Here is an 18,941-nt window from a genome sequence, read left to right on the forward strand (position 1 = left end):
TGCTAGGGAAGTGAACGGATCGTCAGTCCACGGCTACGCAGTGATTTGATGATTGCGGATATGGCTGCAAGCGTTTGATCACGCAGCGTTGGAAGCTTGGCCGGGTCCGCAGCACCGGGGGGGCATCCATCGTGCAGAAGCACGATGGATCCGGGTTTGGCAGCTGCAAGCACGCGGTCAACGATGGCGTCGACGCCCGGGCAAGACCAGTCTCGAGGGTCAACTGACCAATGTACGGGGGCTAAACCTAAGCTTGCCGATTTGACGAGAGCTTCTTCCGTCCACTTGCCATAGGGAGCTCGAATGTGGCGGATGGAAGCGCCAGGGCATGCGGAGATAATGGCCCTATTTGCTTCATCTATTTCACGTTCCACCTGTGGCCGGCTGCAGGTGGCCAGATCGGGATGCGTCATCGTGTGATTGGCCACACCGTGGCCTTCCGAAACAATACGTTGAACAAGGCCTGGATGTACTTCCGCGTTCGCACCAATGACAAAAAAAGTTGCTGAGACGGCGTGCTGTGCCAGGACATCCAAAATATGTGGTGTGCAAAATGGGTTGGGACCGTCATCGAACGTCAGGTAGACGCACGGATCGTCGGCACCAGCATCCACGTCCACACTATCTATGATATTGAGGTTCTTCATAGTTCCGGCCCGCGTCGCTGTATCAGGGACCCCGACGGCCAGTCGCTCATTGTGCGCCCAACCGGCACTACAACAACTAAAACGTCTTCGGTTCGAGTGGCCGGGCAGTCACGATAGACATCCGCAAGGGTAGACTCTACTCGAATGCCGGACACGATATTTGCCGCGCCATCCCTGCAGAATCTCTCGATGTGATTTCGCATCGCGTATCGCACAGTTCCGAATGCGAAAGGCACGCCAAGGTCGTCCACGACCGGAGCCATGGCTCGAATGGAGTGAGCGATGCCCAATTTTTCTAAATCCGGTCGAACACCATATAACCCCAACTCAGCCACAAGTACTTCTGTCTCACCCACTCTGATGAAACGCCGTAACAACCCTAGATGACCGGCTATTCCCTTGGAATCGTAGGCAATGGCGCGAAGCTCAGGCCGTGCGCCGGCCCAGCTACGACCATCCTCGAAGGGTTTGGCGTTAAACTTCCCGGTTGGGCCATAGGTATTTCGAAAGAATGATGCCAGCTCCTCGTGGTCGGAGGAAGCCAACTCAGTTTCCCAATGTAATTTCCAATGCACCCCGGAAGACATGCAGCGCTCCAATTGTTGTTTGACCAAAGGAAACAACCATAAACAGCAGCAATCCAACGCACGGGACCGCTGCTTTGGGCTGTGGAGCTGGCTTGGCCCACCAATGCACAGCAGCCCTCCTTGACCGGCCCGATTTCTGCAGGATAGTGGGTCTTCTAGTTCGATGAGATGATATCGGTAAAATCTATTGTTTGGATATGAGGCATCTAGGAGATGGATATCGGATGCGATTCAGAGGCTTGGACTTAAACCTGCTTGTAGCGCTCGACGCTCTGATGACCGAGCGGCAATTAACTGCCGCAGCCCGGCGCATCAACCTCAGTCAACCGGCAATGAGTGCAGCTATCGCCCGTCTCCGAAATTATTTCCATGATGATCTCTTCGTGATGCAAGGGCGCGAACTCATTTTGACACCCCGTGCCGAAGCACTTGCGCCTGCTGTTCGAGACACCCTGCTCCACATCCAACTCTCTGTTATCGCCTGGGATCCGATCAAACCCGCGGAGTCCGATCGTCGATTCAGAATTATCCTGTCCGACTTCATGACACTGATATTCATGGAGAAGGTGATAAAGCGAATTGCGCGGGAGGCGCCCCGTGTGACCTTTGAACTGTTGCCCCTTGATGACGATCCTGACGAGCTTCTGCGCCGGGGCGACGTTGATTTTCTGATTCTGCCGGATTTGCTGATGCCGAACATCCATCCCAAAGCGAAGCTCTTCGATGAGACGCTTGTTTGCGTAGGATGCCCAATGAACAAGCAGTTGGAAGATCGGCTTTCCATGGAAAAGTTTATGTCGATGGGGCACGTCGCGGCCAAATTTGGCCGTTTAATGAAGCCTTCAGTTGAGCAATGGCTATTGCTCGAACATGGGTTTAGAAGGAGGATTGAGCTCGTCGTACCAGGCTTTACTTTGATCCCGCCACTGCTCGTGGGGACGGACCGAATAGCGACCCTTCCAATGCGATTGGTGAAACATTTCGAGCAGACGATACCCCTGAAGATAGTCGAACATCCGCTTCCACCTCTCCACTTCCCCCTGGCAGTCCAATGGCCCGCGCTTCACAATACCGACCCAGGCAACATCTGGATGCGTGAGATCATGTTTGATGAAGCTTCCCGGATGGAAGCTTCATCGGAGACGTCGGCTGTTTAGGCGGTACCGTTCGCTTGGACGGATGCTGCTGACCCGATAGAAGCCACGGAACGGTGTTGACGCGACAGAATTGTAACGTTCGGCGAACAGCGTGATTTTGCTCTTTCTTCAACGATGCTAGCTGAATGAAGACAATGCAGATCCAGCTTTTCGGAACATCGCTGGCTTAGGACGGGGGCAACGCCGCTCCTTGGACATCATCACACTTCCCCCCTCGCTGACTACATTGCGCTCAACCTTGTGATCCCTTTTGATCGCAGGCGATCGACAATTGTGGCCCCCGAGCTGACGGACGGCATATGTCCATTTCGCAATTTCGCTTACGTCTAGCGATCAAGAGCCAGTCGGCGGATTAGGCTTTGACCGTAGCGGCCCGACGATGGAGGTCTCGTCACGAGGAGCGCCCGGGCTGGCTCCCAAGTGACCTCTTAATCGATGCTCCACGGCGCATTCGCCGGACAAATGCTTCAAATCCACGCAATCAATTTTACTAGTGGCGCCAAATGCAACATAGGATCCGACAAGAGCCAGCTCACAGCACTTCGCGCCTGGGGTCTCGCTCATATGTTTGCTTGCCAACGGAGAGGAGTTGCGTGTCGTTTAACACGCAGATTTGCCCTCTTAAACCAGAACGCATGGAGGATAAAGAATGGCTGATGAACTCGCGATTGAAGTTATCGCCACGATCAAGCGGCGCGTTGATTCGGAGCTGGACGGGATAGCAGCTGCATCAATGACCGAAATAACAACCGAAACGGAATTGGCGTCACTGGGTATCGACTCTTTGGGGCTGGCTGACGTCCTTTGGGATCTGGAGCAGGCCCACGGGATCAAAATTGAGCTGAACACATCCGACGCGTGGTCAAATCTCAGCAATGTTGGTGACGTTGTCCAGGCCGTCCGCGGATTGATTGCGAAGGAGGTTTGAAATGAACAGACGGGTAGTTATCACTGGGATGGGTGGGCTTTGCGGCTTAGGAACCGACGCAAAATCAATTTGGACAGAAATGCGGGAAGGTCGCGCAGCAATCGGTCCAATTGCTAACACCCCGCTTTACGATCTCGAAGGGACTGTTGGGTCCGAGATAGGGATGCTGCCCGAGCACGAGATCAGCCGCAAGCAACTTGCCTCGATGGACCGCTTCAGCCTCTTGGCTGTGATTGCAGCATGGGAAGCGCTGCGACATGCTGGGCTTTCAGTCAATGAAGGAAACCGCACCCGCTTCGGCGCAACCGTTGGCGTCTGCGGCTGCGGTTGGGATGCAATCGAGCAGAGCTACCGCAGCCTCTTTTTGGGCGGAGCAACCCGCGTGCCCATCTTCAGTGCCCTCAAAGCCATGCCAAGCGCGCCAGCCGCACAGGTGAGCATGGTGCTGCGCCTATTGGGTCCGGTATTTGGGGTTACTTCCGCTTGCGCGTCGGCGAATCACGCCATCGCTACAGCGGTGGATCAAATCAAGCTGGGCCGCGCTGATGTGATGCTCGCTGGCGGTAGCGATGCCCCGCTCACCTACGGAGTACTGAAGGCCTGGGAGGCTTTGCGGATACTAGCGCCGGATACGTGCCGCCCGTTTTCCGCCGATCGAAGGGGTGTTGTCCTGGGTGAGGGCGCAGGCATGGCAGTACTGGAAAGCTATGAGCATGCCGCCGCTCGCGGCGCTACTATACTTGCCGAGATCGTCGGAGTAGGCCTTTCCGCCGACGCTTTCGATATCACGAGCCCATCAGTTGAGGGACCAGAGTCAGCGATGCGAAATTGCCTTGCTGACGGCGGCTTAAACCCCGAAGATGTCGATTACCTTAATGCTCACGGTACCGGCACCAAGGCTAACGATTTAACGGAAACAGCCGCGGTTAAACGCGTCTTCGGCGACCATGCATATTCGATGTCGATTTCATCCACGAAGTCGATGCACGCGCATTGCCTTGGCGCAGCGAGCGCACTCGAAATGATTGCATGCGTGATGGCGATCAGAGAGGGCGTAGTGCCGCCGACCGCAAACCATCGAGAGCATGACCCTGACTGCGATCTAGACGTTACGCCCAATGTGGCGCGTCAACGTAAGGTACGTGTTGCCTTAAGCAACTCCTTTGCGATGGGTGGCACCAACGCCGTATTGGCCTTTAAGGGCGTGTAGGGTCCTGAACCGCCAATTTCCTGCTCCCCTGAGCGATTTGAACAGGCGGCCATCATCAAATCTACCATAACTAGAGGGGTGGAAATAAAGCGAGAAGAGAATTGATGCTGCGCATCTAAGAGCCTGACTCGAAAAGGTTTCCACGATATCCGTACCTTGCCAGGCGTCGTGTCAGGACGCGGATGTGGGCGATAGTGATCCAGGCTTCGGCTGATGCGACGGACTTTTCCCAATCCTTCGCCAAGCGTCGGCATCTGCCAAGCCATGCGAAGGTGCGCTCCACGACCCAGCGACGCGGCAGAACCTCGAAGCCCTTGGCCTTATCGGTCCGCTTGACGATCTGGAGCGTGAACGCAGCGATCTTTTGCAGTGCGCCCTTCAGCTTCGGTCCGGCATAACCACCGTCCGCGAAGATATGTCTCAGCCAAGGCCAGCGCTTGAGAATGGTTTTGAGGACGGCAGGCGCACCGGCGCGGTCCTGAATATCGGCGCTGTGAACCACGAGGCCGACCATCAATCCGAGCGTATCGACGACGATATGACGCTTGCGTCCCTTTATCTTCTTGCCCGCGTCATAGCCCGAAATTCCGCCGCTTTCCGTGGTTTTCACGCTTTGACTGTCGATCACGCCGGCAGACGGCGAGGCTTCCCGGCCTTCCAGGTCGCGCGCCTCCATAACGAGATGATGGTTGATCCGCAGCCACAAGCCAGTCGCCCGCCATTCGTAGAAATAGGACTGCACAGTGGTAAAAGGCGGAAAATCTTTCGGCATCATCCGCCACTGGCACCCCGTCGTGGCGATGTAAAGCAACGCGTTCACGACTTCGCGAAGATCGGTGCTGCGCGGCCTGCCCAGCCGTCTCGGTCCAGACAGGCAAGGCGCGATCAATCCCCATTCCCGGTCCGTCAGATCGCTTGCATACCGCATTGCCCGTCGGGCATATTGCCGACGGGTGAAATCAGTCCAGCCCATTGTGGTCTCCGTTCGTCCTAAGCAAACAAACAGAATCACAACTGGCTGATTTCACTCAACTCTTTTTCGGTCAGGCTCTTAGATCTCGCCCGTGCGGCGGCTGTCCATTTGACGACGGCTCGGTCTAGCCTATCAGCCAAGGAGCCGACTGGTACGCCTTGTACCAGATCGGCTCGTAACTCTCCCCGAATTAGCCATTCCGGGGCCTGTACAGGTCAGGCCGTGGTGGGGAGTGTCGGTAGACCTCCCCTGCCCTCAATACTCGTCGTTCTTCGATAGAGAGCTGGCTCGGGAATCTGCGCAGCTAGGACAAGTGGAATTTCTGCCTGACTTCGGCTTAGATGCCGGGAACAGGAGAGACCATGACGAGACGACCGCGCCGGAACCACAGCCCGGCTTTCAAGGCGAAGGTAGCGCTTGCCGCGATCAGAGGCGAGCAGACGCTGGTGGAATTATCCCAGCAGTTCGACGTGCATGCCAACCAGATCAAACAGTGGAAAGACCAGCTCCTTGAGGGGGCACAGGCGTTTTCGGCGATGAAGCGAAGGCGGAACCGGCGGGCCCGACCGTCGATGTCAAAACACTGCACGCCAAGATCGGCGAGCTGACATTGGAGAACGATTTTTAGCCGGAGCGCTCGGCAAGGCGGGATTGCTGGGCGGAAAGAAATGATCGACCGCGCACACAAACTGTCGGTCGCACGACAGGCGAAGCTTCTCGGCTTCAGCCGTGGCAGCGTCTACTATTCTCCACGTCCAGTGTCGCAGGACGATCTTGCCCTGATGCGGCGGATCGACGAACTGCATCTCGACTACCCGTTTGCCGGAAGTCGGATGTTGCAAGGGCTCTTGAGGGGAGAAGGGCTGGAAACTGGGCGGCTGCACGTTGCCACGCTGATGAAGAAGATGGGCATCGAAGCGATCTATCGTCGCCCGAACACATCCAAACCAGCGCCAGGTCACAAAATCTATCCCTACCTCTTGCGAAAGCTGGCGGTCACCCGGCCCAACCAGGTCTGGGCAATGGACATAACGTACGTTCCGATGGCTCGCGGCTTCGTCTATCTCTGCGCCGTCGTGGACTGGTTCAGCCGAAGGGTTCTGTCGTGGCGGCTGTCGATCACGATGGAAGCGGACTTCTGCATCGAAGCGGTCGAGGACGCGCTGGCCCGTCATGGCAAACCCGATACTTCAACACGGACAGTCAGAAGATGATAGCCAGTTCCCGGGTGGTCTGTCTCAAACACCGATCGATCGCTTGGTAGGCTGGCGTTGCAAGGTGTCCTGGTGTGGCTTGACCCACACTCCGATCGACCAGCGTGTCTTTCCCTAGACCTGTCGGCCGCCCGGGAGCGCCTTGCGGTGAGGCTTTGCCTGTGACCCAAGAAGGGCCTGACCGAGTTGGTCACGTGACTGTCCTGTCCATGCATATGACCGTGGTCGAGCCGTGCGATATCGGTCAAACTCCGGAGGCTACGGCATGGAACAGAAGGTCAAGGCAGCTCGTCATGTTGTCGCCGACGTCGATACTCATAAGGATTTACATGTCGCAGCGGTCGTAGATAATTACGACCGCGTTCTTGAGACACGCAGTTTTCCGACGGCCCGCAACGGCTATCGGTTGATGCTGGCCTGGATGCGGACATTCGGCGAGTTGCAGCGCATCGGCATCGAATGCACAGGCAGTTATGGAGCTGGGCTGCCGCGATACATGCAGACCGCGGGTGTGGAGGTCCTCGAGGTGACCACACCAGATCGTCACGACCGTCGAAGACGGGGCAAAAATGATGATCTCGATGCCCAGGCCGCGGCACACGCAGCCTTTGCCGAACAGCGAACCGTCACACCTCGAAGCCGGGACGGTATGGTGGAATCTCTCAGAGTTTTAAAGGCTTGCCGAAAGACGGCGGTCAACGCCCGGCGCATAGCCCTGCAATTGATCCAGAATACGATCATCGCTGCGCCGGACGCATTGCGGGATCAGCTTCGACGCATGACCCGCATGCAGCTGGTTCGATTACTTGCCGCCTGGCGTCCAGACCTGACAGCCTACCGCGATGTGGAAGCCGCGTATCGGATCACCCTGAAGTCACTTGGTCGCCGGTATCTGGAACGGCACGATGAGATCGCCGATCTCGACATGATGATAGCTGCAATTGTCGAGGACTTGGCTCCGGACCTTATCGAACGGAATTCAATTGGCCACAACAGCGCCGCCCAGCTCTTGCTCACTGCCGACGACAATCCCGAGCGGTTGCGGTCAGAAGCCAGCTTCGCTGCGCTCTGCGGCGTCAGTCCTGTTCCCGCATCCTCAGGCAAAACCATCAGACATCGACTGAACCGGGGTGGTGACCGACTTGCCAATAGCGCCCTTCATATTATTGCAATTGGCCGTCTCAGGACCGACGAGAAAACCCAACAGTATGTCGCCCGGCGTGTTGCCGCCGGGCATTCCAAGCTCGACGCAATCCGGGCACTGAAGCGATACATCGCTCGGGAAGTCTTCGGCATCATCATGCGCCGCCAGAAGGAGGTCAATCAGACAAGGATCGTCGCTTGACAAACAGAAGGGCGTCCAGGGGTCGCAGTTCACCTCGATGGACTTCACGACCGTGCTGAAGAAAGCCGAGATCGCCATCTCGATGGACGGTAAAGGCGCATGGCGGGACAATGTCTTCGTCGAGCGGCTCTGGCGTTCGATCAAATACGAGGAGGTCTACCTCCGCGCCTACAAGACCGTATCCGAGGCCCGCGCTGGCATCGGCCGCTATCTGAGCTTTTACAACAGTCGACGCCCACATTCATCGCTTGACCGGCAGACGCCGGATCAAGCCTACTTCAACGCGCTGGCACCAATGACGGTGGCGGCATAACCGAGGCGGAAATCCACTTAGCAAAACGCCCGAAACTGTTCAGACAAACCGAGCCAGCTCTTTCCTCTAGCCAAAGAACGCTATCGAGCTGGACAAGCTCTTCGATATAGCCGACGAAGCGGTGCTCCCGAAGATCTGCCGCGTAACAAGGAACTCCATTGCGCTCAAGATAAGCCTTGGAAGCGAACAGCCCTGTTTTAAAACGCCCAATCAGATGACTGTCCAGGGCAGTTCCACGGAGTTTAAAAAAACTTAGAAATAGATCCGCCTCGCGGCGAGCGACGCGAACCGACTGAGGGGATGTTACCAGTTCGAGGTCAAGATCAGGATGCCGCTCACTGAGTTCCACAAGCCGTTTTGAGAGATAAAGTGTGCGATACCCTCCATCGTAGCGAGTCTGACGGTACCGCGGATCTCGTCGCGATTGCTCACGTCACTTCGAAGGGCATTCACCCCGTTCTCAATTTCCTCCGCCCGCCGCATGGTAATTAGCCCAGCCGGTGTCAGCAAAAGTCCATCCGGATTTCGCTCGACGAGCGCGCCGCCCACCGTATATTCTAAACGAGCAAGCCGGCGCGAAACGGTAGAGTGGCTGACCTTCAGTTCGCGGGCGGCGCCGGTCACGCTCTTGCACCGGACGACAGTAAGGAAAAGCTTGAGATCATCCCAATCAAGGTGGTCAATTGCCCTCGCCATGCTACCCCCCGACTATTTTTGCACAGCATAGTGCATTCTATTGGGGTTGGCGCGCAGATTCGCTCTGTTAGCTTCGGACGCGACCCCCCGGTTAGTCCGTGTGAAGCAAATTTCGGCAGGCGGACTGATCCCAAAAGTTGGTCTGCTTAAGGTAACCTAGGAGAAGACCATGTCGAGACAAACTGTGAACGCTTCGCACGCCACGGCTGTGGGACCATACTCGCACGCGACATGGGCTGGCGACTTGCTGTTCTGCTCTGGCCAAACGCCGATCAACCCGAGCTCCGGCAGACTGGCCGATGGCGGCATTGCCGAACAAACACGCCAATGCTTTGATAATCTATTTCAGGTTCTCGAGGCGGCAGGATTAGGGGGCGACGACGTTGTTTCAGTCAACGTCCATTTGACCGACATGAGCGATTTCAGCCACATGAATCGGGTTTACGCCACTCGTTTTTCAGCACCTTATCCCTCGCGCACCACCATTCGCTGCTCCAGTCTGCCGCTAAGCGGTTTCACGACGTCGTTGCGGGTTACAACCGCTTTGACCTATTCGACGTAGCTGTGAACCGGACGCGTCGAAAGCCGATAACATTTGTAAAAGACATCACTACGGAGTCTTCAACGGACACAGAGGTGCAAGCGTTACCGGAGTAAGGCGATGACACGGACGGGCATGCATATGACCAAGAAGGGGTTCTCATTCCAAGGCCCTGTTGAAGGCGTTCATGCCCTCAACTCCTGGATCACCGCTGAAGACGATCTTTTTCTCGTCACTCATATGGGGTTCCTGGAGATCGACCCTAACCATTGGCATCTGGATATCGATGGTCTCGTGGGAAACCCGGTGAAGCTGCGCTTGGCTGATCTCCTTGCAATGCCGCAGCGCGAGTATATGTCATTTCACGAATGCGCTGGCAGCCCTCTTGCTCCGACAATCGCCAAGCGCAGGATTGGAAATGTGGTTTGGAAAGGGGTACCGCTATCGCTTGTTCTAGAGCGCGCGAAGATCAGCAGCGATGCGTCCTACGTATGGACTTCCGGCCTTGAGTGGGGCTCGTACGCAGAAGTCGAAGAACCTTATCAAAAGGATCTGCCGATCGCGAAAGCACTTGCAGAAGAGGTTCTCCTTGCACTTGAGATCAATGGCCGGCCGCTTTCCATGGAGCGCGGAGGTCCGGTTCGGCTGGTCGTGCCAGGATGGTACGGCACGAACTCCGTAAAATGGCTTGGTTCGATCACGGCCGCAGACCGGCGGTCGCGAAGCGCCTATACGACGCGTTTCTATAACGACCACACGGCTTGGGGTGTGAGACCGGTTTGGCATGTCGCCCCGGAGTCGGTTATCGTGTCGCCGTCCCCAAGTGATATACTGTCAGCTGACATGCCAACAACAATATGGGGCTGGGCTTGGGGAGACAATCAGATTTCGAGTGTCGAGGTGAGTGTGGATGGAGGAGGCTCGTGGCAGGCTGCAACAGTCGGGCCACGCGAGGATAGAAGCTGGCAAAGGTTCGAGTTGTCATGGTCGCCTCGAGCGGGTCAGCACCTCCTAATTTGCCAGTGCACGAACGAAGTCGGGGAAAGGCAGCCGTTAGCTGACGCGAGAAACGCGGTGCACTCGGTGGAAATAAACGTTGCATGATAAGCCCTCATCTGCAGCAATGTTATAGTTATCACTGGCCCCCCGGCGCATGAATTTGCCTCAACGTCCCGTTCCTGTTCGGCAACCCGGACATCTGAGCCAATACCCTTGACCGTGGTCTGGGGGCAAGGCGTCCGCCCTTTATTTTCTGTCCAGGAGGGCTTCAGTCCCTGGCTCCGCGGAAACCCAGTGTGGCCGGCTTGCCGCGTCGTCCAGTCTACAGGAGGAGCCAAGCCGCACTGCTCGTCGATAAGAGTGCGTTCCAGCCGCCGCCTTTTCTGACGTCGAGGGAGGCGCGAGGCAAGGCGGAAAGTCGCCTTGCGGAATCGATTGGTCTTACACGTCAGACGAACCCTGCCACGCAAGGTAGCTCAAGAAAACAAAACGACATACGGGGAACAAGAGAATGTGCAAGCTTGTCAGTCAGGAAGGGTGCGATCATGTCGCCAATAGCGCCGTTTCCATTTGGCCCATCATCGTTATCTGCTTTACGATCGTCGTCTTTGATGGCCTCGACACCATCTCAATAACCTTCGTGGCGCCAACGATCGCCACTATCTGGGACATGCCGGCGTCCGCCATGGCGCCAGTCTTCATGGCTGCCAGTATTGGCGCGGTCATTGGTTACATTGCAGCAGGTCCAATGGCAATTCGCCTTGGAGACCGCAGAGTGATGCTTCTCAGTGTCGCAGTTTTTGGCATTGGCAGCCTCGCCAGTGCAACTGCCACCGATATCTTGGGTCTCGCTACCCTGCGGCTAATGACCTCCGTAGGGTTGGGAGCGGTTCTGCCTCTTGCTGTGGGCGCTGCGTCGTCCGTCGTTTCACCGGCACGTAGGTCCACCACAGCCATATTGATCACAACCGGTCTTTCAGCAGGGGGCGTACTGGCGGGTATTCTCGGAGGGCCGCTGATCCAGAACTATGGCTGGCAATCAATCTTTATAGTCGGTGGAATACTGCCCCTGCTTCTATTGCCGGCCATCGTCTGCTTTTTTCCTGCTTCGAGCCGTGAGCATACCGTAGCCGGCAAAGAAAATGCGATCCTAGGGCTGTTTGCGGGGCAGCTTGCACTTCGGACGATTCTTCTTTGGCTTTTCGCCTTCGTCGTATTTGTGGAAGCCTATGCCGTCCTCTACTGGACGCCGACGTTGTTGATCAACTGGGGCATGCCATCTGAAATGGCTCCAGCGAGCGCGGCAGTACTGTCCATGGGTGGTCTGTTCGGAGGCGTGATCCTCGTTTTCCTGGTGGTGGAACTGAGTGTCGTGAGATCCCTTATGGTGTACGGGGCCTTCGGGCTCGGCTGCATTCTGGTCTTCGCACACGGAAGTCTGGACAAGACAATAATGATGGTTGTCTTCGGTATTGGAGCCGGACTGGTTCCTTGTTGTATGGGGCAGGCCGCTCTCGCTGTTTCGTTCTACCCCGGACACCTTCGAGCGACAGGAGTTGGCTTTGCAGCGGCCGCAGGCCGGATCGGTTCTGTGGTCGGCCCGGGTCTTGGAGGCGCGGTCATCGCATTAGGCTGGTCGACACAGCAGATTGTCCTGATGGCGGCGGTCCCGTCCATATTTTCAGTGATCATTCTTGTCGCAATACACATCCTAGGACCTATCGACATTCAGGATTCCCAAATCGCTTGAAGACTGATTGGTAGACGACCGTGTTTGATCACGGAGGTTTGTGGATGGCAGCCAGATGATATGAATTGAGCGATGCTCAGTGGGCGAAGATTGCGTCGTTGTTGCCTGATAAAGCCGGGGATCCGGGGCGCACTGGACCGGACAACCGGTTGTTTACGAATGGTTGTCTTTGGGTGTTGCGCTCTGGCGCACACTGGGCGCGATCTGCCGGAGCGGTATGGCAAGTGGAAGTCGGTGCATAAGCGTTTCAGCCGCTGGTGCCATGCCGGCATCTGGGAGCAGGTGTTCGAGACGCTGACGGCCAACCGTGACAACCAATATCTGATGATCGACAGCACGATCGTCTGTGCTCATCAGCAGGCGGCATCCGGAAAAGGGGGGCCAAGGATCAGGCGCTGGGGCGTTCCCGAGGTGGATTGACCACTCGGCGACATCATGCAAGCTCCGGCGCCTCTGGAAGGGCAGATCGGCAATGTCGTACTGGCCGATAAGGCCTATGACAGCAATGCTTTGCGAGAAACGCTCGCCAACATGGGAGCCAAAGCCGTTATCCCGTCAAACCGTTCGCGCAAGATCATCATTCCGCACGATGAACTCGCCTACATGCATTGCAACCGCATAGAGAGGTGCTTCAACCGAATGAAGCACTTCCGCAGTTTTTCAACCCGATACGATCGCAGAACCATTCATTCCCAAGGCTTCTTCTATCTGGTTGCCGCAATGCTCTGGCTGCGATGAATGTCGATCGTCCTAGCTCCCAACGACCGCTCGACCCGCGGCCAAAGCCCAATGAGCTCCATAGTGCTGATCTGCTGCTGCTGCTTTTAACGTCTCGCGATTATGCTGTTATGGGATACGGTCGCTAGCGCGTTGTTCCTTAGAGCCTGACCGAAAAAGAGTTGAGTGAAATCAGCCAGTTGTGATTCTGTTTGTTTGCTTAGGACGAACGGAGACCACAATGGGCTGGACTGATTTCACCCGTCGGCAATATGCCCGACGGGCAATGCGGTATGCAAGCGATCTGACGGACCGGGAATGGGGATTGATCGCGCCTTGCCTGTCTGGACCGAGACGGCTGGGCAGGCCGCGCAGCACCGATCTTCGCGAAGTCGTGAACGCGTTGCTTTACATCGCCACGACGGGGTGCCAGTGGCGGATGATGCCGAAAGATTTTCCGCCTTTTACCACTGTGCAGTCCTATTTCTACGAATGGCGGGCGACTGGCTTGTGGCTGCGGATCAACCATCATCTCGTTATGGAGGCGCGCGACCTGGAAGGCCGGGAAGCCTCGCCGTCTGCCGGCGTGATCGACAGTCAAAGCGTGAAAACCACGGAAAGCGGCGGAATTTCGGGCTATGACGCGGGCAAGAAGATAAAGGGACGCAAGCGTCATATCGTCGTCGATACGCTCGGATTGATGGTCGGCCTCGTGGTTCACAGCGCCGATATTCAGGACCGCGCCGGTGCGCCTGCCGTCCTCAAAACCATTCTCAAGCGCTGGCCTTGGCTGAGACATATCTTCGCGGACGGTGGTTATGCCGGACCGAAGCTGAAGGGCGCACTGCAAAAGATCGCTGCGTTCACGCTCCAGATCGTCAAGCGGACCGATAAGGCCAAGGGCTTCGAGGTTCTGCCGCGTCGCTGGGTCGTGGAGCGCACCTTCGCATGGCTTGGCAGATGCCGACGCTTGGCGAAGGATTGGGAAAAGTCCGTCGCATCAGCCGAAGCCTGGATCACTATCGCCCACATCCGCGTCCTGACACGACGCCTGGCAAGGTACGGATATCGTGGAAACCTTTTCGAGTCAGGCTCTTAGGCCTTGGAGTAACCTATCCGGCTGCATCAAACGGACCTCGCGTATGAACTGAAATGCCAATGCAGGTGACCGAGCTAACCTCGAAGCAGTCTAGACGTTGTCGAAAAATCCCGAGGCCTGCGCCTGTTGCGCTGTCGCAAAAGGGGTCCTTGCGACAGCTTATCCTTCTCACAGCCCTCTACCAGAACCGGCCCCTATTGAAGAAGTTCAGCCGTTTCCGAAAAAACCATTAAATGACCTCCTCGATATCAGGCAAGCGCCACGACTTGTCGAAATATGGCTCTAGCGGGCCGAACAAGCGGAAATACACAAACCAAGCTCTACCCGGCGTTGTCGGTATCCAGTTCTGCTCCAACCCCTTCGGAGTCTGCGGTCCCATAACAATCTCAATGGAGCCGTCGTTTTGGACCTTGAGTTTTTGCCGGGAAGAACGATCCACGATCTGTTGCTTGTTCTGAATGAGACCACGGGTCTCGGTGTCGTACAGCGTGATCGACCAAAAGGACTTGGCAGGGACATTGGCTGGAACGCGCAGCCGGTAAGACTTTGCGCCATCAAAAGCGTGTCCGTCGGGATCACAGTAGGCGGTGAGGTATGCCGAGCCAGTTCCGGGTGTCTTGGTGAGAACGGCGGCGGAAGTGCCCGTGACCTCGTAAAAGAACGCCATCCGTTCATCAAGCAGAGTGCCATCCGGCACGTCCTGTCCGTTGACAAAGTCTTGAGGTATCAAATATTCCCAATGCGTATCGTCCCGATAGCGCATCCCTGGAATGCGCTTGCTGAAGGCACTAGCCTTCGCCATCGCTTCGCCGAGCTTTGCGGCTCTCTCAAGTAGCCCTCTCTGTCGGTCGCTTGGCGAAAACGATCCGTCATAGGTGACGCCGAGCGGCTTCAGCATAGCTGCAAAGAAGCGGTCTCGATCCTCGATCTGTTCACCATTCAGCGCCTGAACCAACGACTGCCAATATGCGAGGCCTTTAGGATGAGCCATACTGGTCAACTCGCCCCCGGTCTTGAACCTAAGAAGCACCTTCGCGCCGCTCCCTGTTGCGCCAAGCGGATAGACCTGAATTTTAGAGAAAACAGCCTCGACCTTCGTGAGGTCACCATCGAGTCCCCGGCAAAACATCAGGACTTTGTTGGTCCGGGAACGCAGCACTTTTGCGCCATCGGGGAAATTTTCCGGCGCTTCATACGCCGGACCGACCAATACGAATTCCGCTCCCTTGCCGCCATCTGGCCCCGAAATGCCGACATCAATGAGCGGACGATCCCACCAGTCGATCAGTGAGCCCGCGGTAGCGCCTTCAGGATAGTCGATGACAATTGGCCCCTCCGTAAGATCAAACCACGCGAACACATAGGGCGTCGTTACATTCGACCCGAGCATGACGCTGACGTCCCGATACCCGGCAACAAGCACGAGATCGCCGCTCCTCGCGTCGGCGTTGTCGATAAGCATCCGGCGCGCACCTTCCATTCCGACGATGGGAACCGCCCAGAGATAGGCTTGCACTGCGCGTTGAAAATCCATGGTATCATAAAGCTTCTCAACCGTATCTGGCGTCGGAATTCCGAGGTCGAACTCCAAGTCGGCACCCTGCGGGACTGCTTCGGCGGCAGCATCATGTGCTGCTGCCGCGCTAGGGCCGACCGCTCCAAGAATTGTAGCAGATGAAGCCATCTTGAACGCATCCCTCCGAGTGATTTCCATTGAATGATACTCCCTACCGTTCGATTTCATGCACCTTTACAACAGTCATGCTGTCACCATGATGTCAGCATAGGGCATGGCCATAAGCGGTTGATCGGTTAGACGTCTCACGAGGTGATGTCCGTTCATCTCGATGGGAAGCAAAAGGGGCGTTATGCGTAGAGCAGACAGATTACTTCAGATCATACAGATCCTACGCCGCGAACGCAGACCGATCAGCGGCCGAACCATTGCGTCGGAACTTGAGGTGTCGTTGCGAACGATTTACCGCGATATCGCAGCGCTGGAAGCATCCGGAGTGCCTGTTTTTGGCGAGCCTAGTGTCGGGTACGTGTTGCAGGACGGCTACGATCTGCCACCACTGATGTTTTCGACGAACGAACTGGAGATCGTCATGCTGGGATTACGCATGGTCGGGGCGCGGGGAGGCAAAGAAATAAACACCACAGCGCGCGACGTTGTCGCCAAAATCTCCGCCATTTTGCCGGATGCAAAACGCTCAGAATTTTGGACCGCACCCTTACTTGCGCCTGGGCCGGAGGTCTTACCGAAGGATGGCCCCGTGCTGCTCCAATTGCGGGGTGCGATGAAGGTTAATTGCAAAGTAGAGATCCTTTACCACACGGCAGACCGTGAACCTGAGCGGCGCACTGTTTGGCCAATCGTTATCGCCTTCTTCGATTGCGTCCGAGTGCTCGCCGCGTGGTGCGAACTTCGGGAGGCATATCGATATTTCCGGACTGATAGGATGCTGGAAGTCAACCTGCTCCATGCGAAGGTCCCTCGCTCGCGAAAGCGGATCTATGCGGACTGGTGGCATCACGAAAAAATGGAATCAAAGCTAGGCGTCGACGGCATGGGTGCTGTCGCTCGCTCCTAACGCCAAAGCTTGGCACCGCAGATTCGTGTTATTGGTGGATTTTGGCAGCAATGGTTTGATAAGATCGCTCTGACGCCGCTAGGCAGATTAACCTGATGTGGTGGACCGCCTCTGCTCCCGGCATCGCAATGTGGGGTCGGAACAAGAGGAGTGCGAAATCGTACGCGGCCTTTATCAACCAAAGACAGCTACGGCCGATTTGATGGTGATGCCGCCATCCGGGCTTCTGCGCATCTGACGGCCGGTAGCAGCGCGGAACACTTGCAGTAATTGCAGCGCCGGCGGCACCCGCGACCAGAGGGTTTTCATGCTTTCCTTGCCGCTTCGGCTTTTTCGCAGAGCCTGTCCGGTAACAATGCGCTGGGACCAGCGGAAACCGATTTCGTGGAAATATAGGTCGGCAAGTTCTGGGCTGATGTGATGAAAAACACCTGCGATGGTTCGGCGGACCCGAGCATTGAACCCTTCAACTGAATTGACGTGGACGGCATCCCGGATATATTCACGGCTTGAGTGGTTGACTGTTTCGTGTGCGGCGAAGCTTTCGCCAATGGCCATGAATGCCTTGACCTCGTCACTCATCAAATGCGCATGAAGCTCAACTTGTGTTGCAATTGCGCCTACGGCAGCACGCAATGAAAGGCCGGTAACGACAGCGGCGCGGGCGTCGCCGGCGGTGGAGCCAGGGGTAATGTCTGCCGGTCGCTGCACGATCGCCATGACCGGCGTCCTCTCAGTTTTCACCTGCCCCATGCGGCCTCTTCCGGGTGGCGGATCATGGGCATGCTTTCTGGGCCTTCAGCCAAGATAGAAATGGTCCACTTCGACCGTGCCGTCGAGCGTATGCTCGCGCGACAACCATGAGGCGCAACGCATGACCGATCCGCCAGGCAGTGGGCTGGCTCACCCCCAGTACCTCTGCGAGACGGACCGAGGACAGGCCTTTGTCCGACTGCAGCAACAACCACATCGCCTTGAGCCATACGCGCAAGGGAAGTTTCGTGGCGTGCATGGGCGTGTGAGTTGTCACCGTGAACTGGAACCGGCAATCACCGCTGGAGCATTGATAGAGACCCGCCCGCGCGCGGCGCTTGCCCATATCGCGGCCAGCTATCGCGATCGAGCGTTTATAACCACAGGCGGGGCAGACCCTGCCATCCCGCCATACCATGCCTTCCAGCAAATGGCGGCAATGCTCCTCGTCCCGGAACGCGGCGACCATGTCTTCAACTGTCCGAATATTGGAAAGTGTTGCCAGCATCATTTCAGACATAATTACCTCCTTCGGAACTGACCGTAGAATCGCATGGAAAGCACTATATCACAACGTATTTGCTGTCTTTGGTTGATAAAGGCCTCGTACGATTTCGACCTGCTCTTGTTCTGACCCCAAATCCTCTCGGCGACATTCTCGACATTGCTGCAATCGCAGAATGCGGTCGCTCCTGCGGCCTCAAGATCGTCGTTGACAGCACATTCGCTTCGCCAGCCTTGCAGCGCCCGATTGAGCACGGCGCCGATATTGTCCTGCAATCGCTTACCAAATACATCAACGGTCATGGCGACACACTCGGCGGTGCCCTGCTGGGAGACACCGCAATCATTCAAAAACTGCGGGAAACCAGCCTACGTTTTCCTGCGACGACCGTGATTTCACCGCAGGCTTCGTTCCTCATCCTTCGAGGCGTGAAAACACTTGCCCTCAGGATGGACCGGCACAGTTCCGCCGCCCATGCGATCGCACTGACATTGGAAACCCATCCGGCGGTAGCGTGGGTGAGATATCCCTTTCTTCCATCTCACCCGAACCATTCCATCGCTCGCAGGCAGATGTCAGGTGGCTCGGGAATGGTGGCTTTCGGCCTTCGTGCGGGTAGGGATGGTGCCACTGCGATGATCAGCAGACTGCGGCTTATACAGTCGGGCGTCAATCTGGCCGAGGTCGGCAGCCTCATATGCCATCCGGCCGGCCTCACCAGCGCCCGCCACCTGTCCTTTTCAGGAAGCGGCCTTTGCGACGCGCTTGGAGATGACGTCATCCGCTGCTCCGTCGGCCTGGAGGATGCCGAGGATCTTATCGAAGACATCCTGGAGGCTCTGGATTTCGGCTGAGGCCGTCCGACAAACGCGATCAGAAGACGATTCATCCCGTTAGGACATGCCGCTGCTGA

The 18,941-nt window shown here is 56.6% G+C and carries 14 protein-coding genes and 6 pseudogenes; 14 read left to right on the forward strand and 6 right to left on the reverse strand.

The annotated features are described in order from the left end of the window. Positions 1–2 precede the first annotated feature (2 nt). On the reverse strand, positions 3–647 hold the full coding sequence (nodB, locus tag LZK81_RS29055; RefSeq protein ID WP_080952686.1) for a chitooligosaccharide deacetylase NodB: 645 nt from the start codon (positions 645–647) through the stop codon (positions 3–5). Further along, complete coding sequence (locus tag LZK81_RS29060) at positions 644–1,234, reverse strand: NodA family N-acyltransferase (RefSeq protein WP_041365341.1); 591 nt, start codon at positions 1,232–1,234, stop codon at positions 644–646. Before LZK81_RS29060 ends, nodB begins: the two co-directional genes overlap by 4 nt. A 224-nt stretch (positions 1,235–1,458) precedes the next feature. Here LZK81_RS29060 and nodD1 point away from each other — a divergent pair, with 224 nt between their 5' ends. From nodD1 to LZK81_RS29075, 3 genes are all read left to right on the forward strand, one after another. Further along, complete coding sequence (nodD1, locus tag LZK81_RS29065; RefSeq protein WP_041365343.1) at positions 1,459–2,391, forward strand: transcriptional regulator NodD1; 933 nt, start codon at positions 1,459–1,461, stop codon at positions 2,389–2,391. A 649-nt stretch (positions 2,392–3,040) separates the two neighbouring features. Continuing rightward, positions 3,041–3,319: an acyl carrier protein gene (locus LZK81_RS29070; protein WP_041365345.1), complete on the forward strand. Its 279-nt coding sequence runs from the start codon at positions 3,041–3,043 to the stop codon at positions 3,317–3,319. Position 3,320: 1 nt separating this feature from the next. Further along, positions 3,321–4,529, forward strand: a complete 1,209-nt coding sequence (locus tag LZK81_RS29075; RefSeq protein ID WP_041365347.1) for a beta-ketoacyl-[acyl-carrier-protein] synthase family protein — start codon at positions 3,321–3,323, stop codon at positions 4,527–4,529. A 115-nt stretch (positions 4,530–4,644) separates the two neighbouring features. Here LZK81_RS29075 and LZK81_RS29080 read toward each other — a convergent pair whose 3' ends face one another. Further along, on the reverse strand, positions 4,645–5,502 hold the full coding sequence (locus LZK81_RS29080; RefSeq protein ID WP_233957872.1) for an IS5 family transposase: 858 nt from the start codon (positions 5,500–5,502) through the stop codon (positions 4,645–4,647). Between the two features lie 362 nt (positions 5,503–5,864). Between LZK81_RS29080 and LZK81_RS29525 the strand changes: the two are divergent. From LZK81_RS29525 to LZK81_RS29095, 3 genes and pseudogenes are all read left to right on the forward strand, one after another. Beyond that, positions 5,865–6,724, forward strand: a pseudogene (locus tag LZK81_RS29525) (IS3 family transposase); the annotation flags it as partial. Positions 6,725–6,981: 257 nt separating this feature from the next. Next, positions 6,982–8,061: an IS110 family transposase gene (locus tag LZK81_RS29090; protein WP_233957873.1), complete on the forward strand. Its 1,080-nt coding sequence runs from the start codon at positions 6,982–6,984 to the stop codon at positions 8,059–8,061. A gap of 16 nt (positions 8,062–8,077) precedes the next feature. After that, positions 8,078–8,374 (forward strand): annotated as a pseudogene (locus LZK81_RS29095) (transposase); the annotation flags it as partial. A 61-nt stretch (positions 8,375–8,435) separates the two neighbouring features. Here the strand turns inward: LZK81_RS29095 and LZK81_RS29400 are convergent. Further along, a pseudogene (locus tag LZK81_RS29400) lies at positions 8,436–9,070 on the reverse strand (LysR family transcriptional regulator); the annotation flags it as partial. 169 nt (positions 9,071–9,239) lie between these two features. On the opposite strand from LZK81_RS29400, the gene LZK81_RS29110 reads away from it, so the two are divergent. The 6 genes and pseudogenes from LZK81_RS29110 to LZK81_RS29135 all read left to right on the forward strand — a co-directional run bounded on the left by LZK81_RS29110 (position 9,240) and on the right by LZK81_RS29135 (position 14,176). Beyond that, positions 9,240–9,632, forward strand: a complete 393-nt coding sequence (locus LZK81_RS29110) for a RidA family protein (RefSeq protein ID WP_080725107.1) — start codon at positions 9,240–9,242, stop codon at positions 9,630–9,632. Further along, a pseudogene (locus tag LZK81_RS29115) lies at positions 9,578–9,727 on the forward strand (carbon-nitrogen hydrolase family protein); the annotation flags it as partial. The gene LZK81_RS29110 and the pseudogene LZK81_RS29115, both read left to right, overlap by 55 nt. Before the next feature lie 4 nt (positions 9,728–9,731). Then, positions 9,732–10,715 (forward strand): molybdopterin-dependent oxidoreductase, encoded by a 984-nt coding sequence (locus tag LZK81_RS29120; protein ID WP_233957876.1) that lies wholly within the window; start codon positions 9,732–9,734, stop codon positions 10,713–10,715. Positions 10,716–11,121: 406 nt separating this feature from the next. After that, entirely contained in the window at positions 11,122–12,360 is a 1,239-nt protein-coding gene (locus tag LZK81_RS29125; protein ID WP_046602144.1) for an MFS transporter, read from the forward strand. Between the two features lie 65 nt (positions 12,361–12,425). After that, a pseudogene (locus LZK81_RS29130) lies at positions 12,426–13,098 on the forward strand (IS5 family transposase). A gap of 220 nt (positions 13,099–13,318) precedes the next feature. Continuing rightward, the gene (locus tag LZK81_RS29135; RefSeq protein WP_233957872.1) at positions 13,319–14,176 is read left to right on the forward strand and encodes an IS5 family transposase; all 858 of its coding nucleotides are present in this window, start codon (positions 13,319–13,321) and stop codon (positions 14,174–14,176) included. Positions 14,177–14,405: 229 nt separating this feature from the next. Here LZK81_RS29135 and LZK81_RS29140 read toward each other — a convergent pair whose 3' ends face one another. Continuing rightward, positions 14,406–15,890: a DUF1254 domain-containing protein gene (locus LZK81_RS29140; RefSeq protein ID WP_155414763.1), complete on the reverse strand. Its 1,485-nt coding sequence runs from the start codon at positions 15,888–15,890 to the stop codon at positions 14,406–14,408. A 154-nt stretch (positions 15,891–16,044) separates the two neighbouring features. On the opposite strand from LZK81_RS29140, the gene LZK81_RS29145 reads away from it, so the two are divergent. Beyond that, positions 16,045–16,770: a helix-turn-helix transcriptional regulator gene (locus tag LZK81_RS29145; protein WP_041365355.1), complete on the forward strand. Its 726-nt coding sequence runs from the start codon at positions 16,045–16,047 to the stop codon at positions 16,768–16,770. A 174-nt stretch (positions 16,771–16,944) separates the two neighbouring features. On the opposite strand, the pseudogene LZK81_RS29150 reads toward LZK81_RS29145, so the two are convergent. Beyond that, positions 16,945–18,043, reverse strand: a pseudogene (locus LZK81_RS29150) (IS1595 family transposase). A gap of 59 nt (positions 18,044–18,102) precedes the next feature. On the opposite strand from LZK81_RS29150, the gene LZK81_RS29155 reads away from it, so the two are divergent. Then, a complete protein-coding gene (locus tag LZK81_RS29155; RefSeq protein ID WP_326491536.1) occupies positions 18,103–18,882 on the forward strand; it encodes a trans-sulfuration enzyme family protein in 780 nt (259 codons plus the stop codon). The last annotated feature ends 59 nt before the right edge of the window (positions 18,883–18,941 follow it).

This window comes from Neorhizobium galegae (genome assembly GCF_021391675.1).
GTDB classification, from domain to species: Bacteria; Pseudomonadota; Alphaproteobacteria; order Rhizobiales; family Rhizobiaceae; genus Neorhizobium; species Neorhizobium galegae_B.

Coding starts and splice junctions, on each gene's coding strand:
- nodB (WP_080952686.1), bottom strand. CDS start 647: ATGAAGAACCTCAATATCATAGATAGTGTGGACGTGGATGCTGGTGCC.
- LZK81_RS29060 (WP_041365341.1), bottom strand. CDS start 1,234: ATGTCTTCCGGGGTGCATTGGAAATTACATTGGGAAACTGAGTTGGCT.
- nodD1 (WP_041365343.1), top strand. CDS start 1,459: ATGCGATTCAGAGGCTTGGACTTAAACCTGCTTGTAGCGCTCGACGCT.
- LZK81_RS29070 (WP_041365345.1), top strand. CDS start 3,041: ATGGCTGATGAACTCGCGATTGAAGTTATCGCCACGATCAAGCGGCGC.
- LZK81_RS29075 (WP_041365347.1), top strand. CDS start 3,321: ATGAACAGACGGGTAGTTATCACTGGGATGGGTGGGCTTTGCGGCTTA.
- LZK81_RS29080 (WP_233957872.1), bottom strand. CDS start 5,502: ATGGGCTGGACTGATTTCACCCGTCGGCAATATGCCCGACGGGCAATG.
- LZK81_RS29090 (WP_233957873.1), top strand. CDS start 6,982: ATGGAACAGAAGGTCAAGGCAGCTCGTCATGTTGTCGCCGACGTCGAT.
- LZK81_RS29110 (WP_080725107.1), top strand. CDS start 9,240: ATGTCGAGACAAACTGTGAACGCTTCGCACGCCACGGCTGTGGGACCA.
- LZK81_RS29120 (WP_233957876.1), top strand. CDS start 9,732: ATGACACGGACGGGCATGCATATGACCAAGAAGGGGTTCTCATTCCAA.
- LZK81_RS29125 (WP_046602144.1), top strand. CDS start 11,122: ATGTGCAAGCTTGTCAGTCAGGAAGGGTGCGATCATGTCGCCAATAGC.
- LZK81_RS29135 (WP_233957872.1), top strand. CDS start 13,319: ATGGGCTGGACTGATTTCACCCGTCGGCAATATGCCCGACGGGCAATG.
- LZK81_RS29140 (WP_155414763.1), bottom strand. CDS start 15,890: ATGGAAATCACTCGGAGGGATGCGTTCAAGATGGCTTCATCTGCTACA.
- LZK81_RS29145 (WP_041365355.1), top strand. CDS start 16,045: ATGCGTAGAGCAGACAGATTACTTCAGATCATACAGATCCTACGCCGC.